This window comes from Streptomyces carpinensis, assembly GCF_002154505.1.
GTDB classification, from domain to species: domain Bacteria; phylum Actinomycetota; class Actinomycetes; order Streptomycetales; family Streptomycetaceae; genus Streptomyces; species Streptomyces carpinensis.
This window is the reverse complement of sequence record NZ_MUBM01000079.1, coordinates 24,299-32,961: the sequence shown is the minus strand read 5'-3', so window position 1 is coordinate 32,961 and position 8,663 is coordinate 24,299. Positions and strand designations below refer to the sequence as shown.

4 protein-coding genes are annotated in these 8,663 nt (G+C 70.3%); 3 read left to right on the top strand and 1 reads right to left on the bottom strand.

Features of this window, described 5'->3' with window-relative positions; translation table 11 throughout:
• Window positions 1–86 precede the first annotated feature (86 nt).
• Entirely contained in the window at window positions 87–1,553 is a 1,467-nt protein-coding gene (locus tag BZY54_RS11600) for a CCA tRNA nucleotidyltransferase (protein ID WP_086725087.1), read from the bottom strand.
• Window positions 1,554–1,946: 393 nt separating this feature from the next.
• On the opposite strand from BZY54_RS11600, the gene BZY54_RS11595 reads away from it, so the two are divergent.
• From BZY54_RS11595 to BZY54_RS11585, 3 genes are all read left to right on the top strand, one after another.
• A complete protein-coding gene (locus BZY54_RS11595; protein ID WP_086725086.1) occupies window positions 1,947–4,391 on the top strand; it encodes a DUF6049 family protein in 2,445 nt (814 codons plus the stop codon).
• A 45-nt stretch (window positions 4,392–4,436) separates the two neighbouring features.
• Entirely contained in the window at window positions 4,437–6,815 is a 2,379-nt protein-coding gene (gene murJ / locus BZY54_RS11590; RefSeq protein ID WP_086725085.1) for a murein biosynthesis integral membrane protein MurJ, read from the top strand.
• A gap of 118 nt (window positions 6,816–6,933) precedes the next feature.
• On the top strand, window positions 6,934–8,655 hold the full coding sequence (locus tag BZY54_RS11585) for a protein kinase family protein (RefSeq protein ID WP_086725084.1): 1,722 nt from the start codon (window positions 6,934–6,936) through the stop codon (window positions 8,653–8,655).
• Window positions 8,656–8,663: the final 8 nt, after the last annotated feature.

Genomic DNA, 8,663 nt, shown 5'->3' with positions numbered 1-8,663 from the left:
AAACGTCGCCCCTCCGTCATGTCAGGTTCGGCCCTCGACCCCTCCGGGGTCATGTTTCACGTGAAACATGACCTCGTTCCACGACCTCAGCCCTGCTCGGCCCACCACTCCTTCAGAGCAGCCACCGCCGCGTCGTGCCCCATCGGCCCGTTCTCGAGGCGGAGCTCCAGCATGTGCTTGTATGCGCGACCGACGGCCGGACCGGGCTTGATGCCCAGGACCTCCATGATCTGGTTACCGTCCAGGTCCGGGCGGATCGAGTCGAGCTCCTCCTGCTCCTTCAGCTGCGCGATGCGCTCCTCCAGGCCGTCGTACGCGCGGGACAGCGCGCCCGCCTTGCGCTTGTTGCGCGTGGTGCAGTCGGAGCGGGTCAGCTTGTGGAGACGGTCGAGGAGAGGTCCGGCGTCGCGGACGTAACGGCGGACCGCGGAGTCCGTCCACTCGCCGGTGCCGTAGCCGTGGAACCGCAGATGCAGCTCGACGAGACGGGAGACGTCCTTCACCAACTCGTTGGAATACTTCAGAGCGGTCATGCGCTTCTTGGTCATCTTCGCGCCGACCACCTCGTGGTGGTGGAAGGAAACCCGGCCGTCCTTCTCGAAGCGGCGGGTGCGCGGCTTGCCGATGTCGTGCAGCAGCGCGGCCAGCCGCAGCGTGAGGTCGGGGCCGTTCTCCTCCAGGGCGATCGCCTGCTCCAGGACGATCAGCGTGTGGTCGTAGACGTCCTTGTGCCGGTGGTGCTCGTCGCTCTCCAGACGCAGGGCCGGCAGCTCGGGCAGCACCCGGTCGGCGATCCCCGTGTCGACGAGAAGGGACAGGCCCTTACGCGGGTGGGCCGACAGGATCAGCTTGTTCAGCTCGTCCCGTACGCGCTCGGCGGAGACGATCTCGATACGTCCGGCCATCTCCTTCATCGCCTTGACGACCTCGGCGGCGACCTCGAAGTCGAGCTGGGCGGCGAAACGCGCGGCCCGCATCATGCGCAGCGGGTCGTCGGAGAAGGACTCCTCGGGCGTGCCGGGGGTGCGCAGCACGCGCGCCGCGAGGTCCTCGAGACCACCGTGCGGGTCGATGAACCGCTTCTCCGGGAGCGCCACCGCCATCGCGTTGACGGTGAAGTCACGCCGGACGAGGTCCTCCTCGATGGAGTCGCCGTACGACACCTCGGGCTTGCGCGAGGTGCGGTCGTAGGCCTCGGACCGGTAGGTCGTCACCTCGATCTGGAAGCATCGATCGACCTCTCCGACGCGGGCCTCCTTCTGGGCGCCGACCGTGCCGAAGGCGATGCCGACGTCCCACACGGCGTCCGCCCAGGGCCGCACGATCTTCAGTACGTCCTCGGGACGGGCGTCGGTCGTGAAGTCCAGGTCGTTGCCGAGCCGGCCGAGCAGCGCGTCCCGGACCGAGCCGCCGACCAGGGCGAGCGAGAACCCGGCCTCCTGGAAGCGGCGCGCGAGGTCGTCGGCGACGGGGGCCACTCGCAGCAGTTCGCTCACCGCGCGCTGCTGCACCTGGCTCAGGGCAGTGGGAGTGTCATCGTTGGCGTTCGGCACAACAGAAAAGGGTACGTGCCCCGGGCGCCCGGCCGTGTCGTCATACGCGGCACCGGGTCGCCTCCGCCCTCGCGCCTGACGGCCCCGGGCCGGCTCCGGCCTCGGGCCGGGGCAGCCGCCCACACGCACGGCGACCACTCCCCTTCTCTTTCCACGAGTAGTCCTCCCCCTTCTTCCACGGATCCATCTACGGCCGTCTCCCGCCTCCCTCCATGCACAACCCTCGCGTTTGTGACGTAATGAACAGCATCCCCGGATACGGGCATATCCAGGGCGTCCTCGCACAGCCACCGATCTTGTGACCGCCTCCGCGGCACTTCCTCTCGGCGGGCATCGTTACCATGCGTGGACGCACATTCCGACGACCACTGACGACGAGGGACGGGCGAGCGCGTGGCCGAGGCGGCAGACTTCCAGGGGACCAGTCCCTCACCTGCCCGCCGCTGGCTGCGGCGGGCCGGGGCACTGCTCGCCGGGGCGCCGCTGCTGACCGGGCTGCTCCAGTTCCCGGCCGCCTCGAGCGCGCACGCCACCGGCCAGGACTCGCTCCAGGCCGCCTCCGGCTCGGGCACGGTGGCCGTCTCCCTCGACTCGCTCAGCCCCAACGCGCCCTCGGACGGCGACACGCTGACCGTCTCGGGCACCGTGACGAACAACGGCAAGCAGGCGGTCACCGGCGCCCACGTGGGTCTGCGGGTCGGCCCGGAACTGGGTACCCGATCCGAGATCGACGCCGTCGCCCGGCGCACCGACTTCGAACCGGGCGTCGACGGCTTCGAGATCGGCGACAAGTACGTCCAGAAGTTCGCCGAGCTCGCCCCCGGCGTCGCCGAGCACTTCAGCATCTCCGTGCCGGTCGACAAGCTGGACCTCGGCGCGGACGGGGTCTACGAGTTCTCCGTCTCGCTGTCCGGTCAGACGTCCGCGCAGCCGTGGGAGCAGGTGCTGGGCATCCAGCACACGTTCCTGCCGTGGCAGCCCGACGAGGCGGACACGAAGACGAGGACGACATACCTGTGGCCGCTCGTGTCCACCGCCCACATGACGGCGGAGACGGGTCCCGGAGCGCAGCAGACACCGGTCTTCCTCAACGACGACCTCGCCAAGGACATCGCGCCCGGCGGCCGGCTGGAGCGGATGCTGACCCTGGGCAAGGACCTGGACGTCACCTGGGTGATCGATCCGGACCTGCTGGCGTCCGTCGACGCCATGACGCGCAACTACCGCGTGCAGACGAAGGCCGGTGCGACCCCCGTCGCCGGCACCCACCAGGCCGTCGCCAAACAGTGGCTCGCCGAGCTGCAGCAGGCGGTGACGGGCAAGGAGGTCGTGGCGCTGCCCTTCGGCGACCCGGACCTGGCATCCCTCGCCCACCGCGGCACGAGCGTCACCGGCTCGCTGAGCCAGCTCAAGGACGCCACCGACGTCGCCGCCAGCACGGTGGAGACGGTGCTCCACGTGAAACCGGACACGGACTTCGCCTGGCCGGTGGACGGCGCCGTCGACCCGTCGATCGTCAGGGTCGCCACCTCCGCGGGTGCGGACAAGGTCATCGCGCGCAGCGACAGCATCCAGGAGCCCGACAGCCTCACCTACACGCCCTCCGCGGCCCGCCCGATCGGCGGTGGCACCACGGCCGTCGTCACCGACGCACGGCTTTCGACGGCGTTCGAGGGCGACCTGACGCGGGCCGGCAGCGGCACGCTCGCCGTGCAGCGCTTCCTCGCCCAGAGCCTGGAGCTCGACAACCAGACGGGCAGGCAGCGCAGCATCGTCGTCGCCCCGCAGCGCATGCCCAGCGCGAGCCAGGCCCAGGCCATGGCGCAGGCCTTGACCGCCCTCCAGCAGAGCACCTGGTCCGAGTCCCAGGACCTGGCCGCGGCCGCCAAGGCCAAGCCGGACCCCGCCGCCACGACCACGGTCCCCTCGACCTCGGACTACCCCTCCTCGCTGCGCAAGCGTGAGCTCCGGCGACCCGCCTTCGCGGTGATCGCCAGAACGCAGGACAAGGTCGACAACTTCAAGGTCGTGCTCACCGACGAGTCCCGGGTCGTCACGCCGTTCGGACGGGCCATGAACCGCGAGATGTCCACGTCGTGGCGCGGACGGAACAGCGACGCGGAGAGCTTCCGGGACGGTGTGGAGGCCTACCTCGACGACCTCTCCGAAGAGGTCAAGCTGATCGACAAGTCGGAGACGAAGCTCTCCGGCCACAGCGCCACGATCCCCGTGACCGTGCAGAACAACCTGGTGCAGGGCGTCGACCATCTGGTGCTGCGGCTCACCTCGACCAACCCCACCCGTCTCAAGATCGGCGGCAAGGCCTACTCGGAGCAGCAGGTGACGGTCTCCGGCGGCCACAGCCAGTCCGTGAAGTTCACCACGTCGGCCAACGCCAACGGCCCCGTGACGGTGATCGCCCAGCTGTACACGCAGGACGGCCAGGAGTACGGCGCTCCTGTCACCTTCGACGTGAAGGTCACCGAGATCACCGCCACCGTGATGCTGGTCATCGGCGGCGGCGTGCTGCTCCTCGTCCTCGCCGGCTTCCGCATGTACACCCAGCGCAAGCGAGCGGCGGCCAGGGAGAAGGCGGAGACCGCACAGGACACGCAGGACGCCGGGGACGGCTCCGGCGGCCCCGACGAGTCCGGTGCGAGCGCTGCCGAACCGGGCGACGGCGGGCCGGAGAACCCCGAGGCCCCCGCCGAACGTCTCACAGAGGAGTCGGGCTCCGGTTCCCGGGCAGACGCCCCGGAGCACGCGAGTGACCCGGCACCGGACACCGCAGCGGAAAACGGCGACCCGTCCGGCACGGGTGAGAAAGTGGACCGTTGAGGATGTCGAGGCCCGGAGGGCCCGGGACGATGAGGTGGGGTAAGCATGAACGCGCCGTACGACGGTGACCGCGGCCAGGCCGTGGACGGCTCGGGTCACCACGACGCCCCGCCCCCCGAACACGGTCAGCAGCCGCAGCAGCCTCCGGCGGACATGTACCTCCAGGACGCCTACTCCGAGGACCCCTACCGGGCGCAGGACCTGACCGCACAGGACCCGGTCGGCGAGGCGCTGTACGACCGTGCCGCACACCCACCGCCGCCCCCGGGCACGTACGGGCCGCAGCAGCCGCTCTACGGCAGCCCGCCGCAGTCTCCGTACGCCCCGGACCCCCGCCTGTGGGCGCAGACACCGCCGCCGGAGCCGTCCGGAGCCACCCAGTACCTGCCGTACGGCGAGGACCCCCGCACCACGCAGTTCGTGGGCGTCGACGACCTGGTCAGCCACTCCGGCGAGGAGCACCACGAGCCGGACGCCTTCGCCCACCTCTTCCGTGACCAGCAGCAGGGCGGCTACCAGGACCCGCGCCAGAGCGGCTACCAGGACGCCGGACAGCACGGCTACGACCCTCGCCAGAGCGGCTACCAGCCCCCGGCCTCCGGTCCGCACGCCTACCAGACCCCGCAGGGGATGGGCGGGCGCCCGCCGATGGAGGTGCCCTCGTTCCCCGGCCCGGCGCCGGCCCCGGCGGCCGGTCAGGGCCCGGCTGGTCCCTACGGCGCTCCGGCCGGCACCGAGACCGCTGCACCGGCAGCCGCCGCCGCACCCGCCGCCGCCCCGGCGGCGAAGAAGGGCGGGAAGGCCGCCGGTCTGCTGAAGTCGAGCGCCGTGATGGCGGCGGGCACGATGGTCTCCCGGCTCACCGGGTTCATCCGCTCCGCGATGATCGTCTCCGCGCTGGGTGTCGGCGTGCTCGGCGACACGTTCCAGGTCGCCTACCAGCTGCCGACGATGATCTACATCCTGACCGTCGGCGGCGGCCTCAACTCCGTCTTCGTGCCGCAGCTCGTGCGGACCATGAAGGAGGACGAGGACGGCGGTGAGGCTTACGCCAACCGGCTGCTGACCCTGGTCATGGTGGCACTGGGCGCGCTCACCGTGCTCGCGGTCGTCGCGGCGCCTCTCCTGGTCCGTCTGCTGTCGCCGTCCGTGGCAGCCGATCCGGCGGCCGACGAGGTCGCCATCACCTTCGTCCGGTACTTCGTGCCCACGATCTTCTTCATGGGCATCCACGTGGTGATGGGACAGGTCCTCAACGCGCGCGGGAAGTTCGGCGCGATGATGTGGACCCCGGTCCTGAACAACATCGTCATCATCGTGACGCTCGGCATGTTCATCTGGGTGTACGGCACCGCCGCGGACTCCGGTATGAAGGTCACGAACATCCCCGCGGACGGCCAGCGCCTCCTCGGGGTCGGCATCCTGCTGGGCCTCGTCGTCCAGGCCCTCGCGATGATTCCCTACCTGCGAGAGACCGGGTTCCGCCTGCGCCTGCGCTTCGACTGGCGGGGACACGGCCTCGGCAAGGCCGCCACGCTCGCCAAGTGGACCGTCCTCTTCGTGCTCGCCAACCAGGCCGGCGCGATCATCGTCACGCGGCTGTCGACCGCGGCGGGCAAGGACTCGCCCATCGACGGCACAGGCTTCGCCGCCTACGCCAACGCCCAGCTGATCTGGGGCCTGCCGCAGGCCATCATCACCGTCTCCCTCATGGCGGCCCTGCTGCCGCGCATCTCCCGCTCGGCCCACGAGGGCGACGCCGGCGCCGTCCGCGACGACATCTCGCAGGGCCTGCGCACCACGGCCGTCGCGATCGTGCCGGTCGCCTTCGGCTTCCTCTCGCTCGGCATCCCGATGTGCACACTGATCTTCGGTTCCTCGGGCACCAGCGAGGCCACCAACATGGGCTACATGCTGATGGCCTTCGGCCTCGGCCTGATCCCGTACTCGGTGCAGTACGTCGTCCTGCGCGCCTTCTACGCCTACGAGGACACCCGGACTCCCTTCTACAACACGGTCATCGTGGCCGCGGTCAACGCGAGCGCCTCGGGCCTGTGTTACTTCCTGCTCCCGGCCCGCTGGTCCGTGATCGGCATGTCCGCCGCGTACGGTCTCGCCTACGCCATCGGCGTGGGCGTCGCCTGGAACCGGCTGCGCAAGCGGCTCGGCGGCGACCTCGACGGGGCGCGCGTGATGCGGACGTACACCCGGCTGTGCATCGCGGCGGTCCCGGCGGCCCTGCTCAGCGGCGCGGCCTGCTACGCCATCGGTCACGCCCTCGGCCAGGGCGTCGTCGGGTCGTTCGCCGCGCTGCTGGCCGGCGGAGCGCTGCTGCTGGGCGTCTTCTTCGTCGCCGCCCGCCGGATGCGCATCGAGGAACTCAACTCGCTCGTCGGCATGGTCCGCGGTCGGCTGGGACGTTGAGGCGGGGGTACACGCACAACCATCGTCCGCGGCTGTGTGTCGTGCATAGCAGCGGACTGTGGGCACAATTGGTTTCGGCGTCGGACAGCGCGCGATGAATGGGGAGGCAGGAGCGACGGTGGCGGAACGGAGCACGGCTGCCGTCGACGTGGCAGACAACAGCGGCGACAAGTCGCTGACCGCCGAGGCGGACCAGTCCACGGCCGACGGGGTGGCCCAGAACCGGGAGCGGGACACGGACATCGACGAGGCACAGGGGAACGGCGGGCACGAGCGTCCCGGAAAGAAGGCCTCGCCGCCGGAACTGCACAGCGGTCACAAACTGGCCAGACGCTACCGCCTTGAGGAGTGCGTCACCCGTCTGGACGGGTTCAGCAGTTGGCGCGCGGTGGACGAGAAACTCCGCCGTGCCGTCGGCGTCCACGTCCTGCCCGCGGATCACACCCGCGCCCGCTCCGTGCTGGCCGCGGCCCGTTCCTCCGCTCTGCTGGGCGATCCCCGCTTCGTGCAGGTCCTCGACGCCGTGGAGGAGAACGACCTCGTCTACGTCGTCCACGAATGGCTGCCGGACGCCACCGAACTGACGACGCTGCTGTCCGCCGGGCCGCTGGAGCCGCACGACGCCTACCAGTTGGTCAGCCAGGTCGCCTCCGCCATGGCCGCCGCGCACCGCGAGGGCCTCGCCCATCTGCGGCTGAATCCCAATGCCGTGCTGCGCACCTCCACCGGCCAGTGGCGCATCCGCGGCCTCGCGGTCAACGCCGCACTGCGCGGCATCAGCTCCGACACCCCGCAGCGCACCGACACCGAGGCGATCGGCGCCCTGCTGTACGCGGCGCTCACCCAGCGCTGGCCCTACGAGAACGACGCCTACGGTCTGACCGGCCTGCCCAAGGACCTCGGCCTCATCGCCCCCGACCAGGTGCGCGCCGGCATCCATCGCGGTCTGTCCGAGCTCGCCATGCGCGCCCTCGCCAACGACGGCGCCACCGCCTCCCGCCACGAGTCCCCGTGCACCACGCCGGAGGAACTGGTGAAGGCGATCGGCGAGATGCCGCGCGTGCGTCCGCCGGAGCCCGCGTTCACCGCGCCGCCGGAGTACCAGGGCACGTCCTATCAGCAGGGCACGTACGGCCGTCCGGCGCCGCGCCCAGGTGCCGTCCAGCCGGTCCCGGCCCCGCCGCCCCCGCTGCAGAGCCGCACCGGCAAGGCCCTGAAGTGGGCCGTCTCGGCCCTCCTCATCGCGGCCCTGGGCCTGGGCAGCTGGCAACTCGCCGACGCCCTGATGGACCAGGGCGGCAAGTCCACCAAGGACAGCCAGACCCAGACGCAGGACGGCAACGACAAGAACGAGCAGCAGCCGAAGCCGGCCGTGCCCATTCAGATCCGGAACGCTCAGGAATACGTCGTCAGCGGTGACGCCCAGGCTCCCGGAGACGTCGGCAACACCTACGACGGCAACAGCTCCACGTACTGGCGGACCAAGCGCTACAACGCCGGGCCCAAGCTTGCTCCCTACAAGCCGGGCGTCGGCATCATCTACGACCTCGGCTCGGCCAAGACGGTCTCGACGGCGACGATAGGGCTCCGCTACCCCGGTGACCACACCACGGTCCACCTCTACGCGACGGACTCTCTGACCCCTTCGACCGGCATCGACGGGATGAAGGAGATCGGAACCGCGACCACCAGTGGGACATCTCTCACGGTGAAGGCGGCGAAGCAGTTGAAGACGCAGTTCGTACTGCTGTGGATCACGGACGTGCCCAGCGCACCGAGTGATGGATACAGCGGCGCCGGCTACAAACAGGCCATCACCGATGTGAAGTTCACGGGCTGACGTCTCGC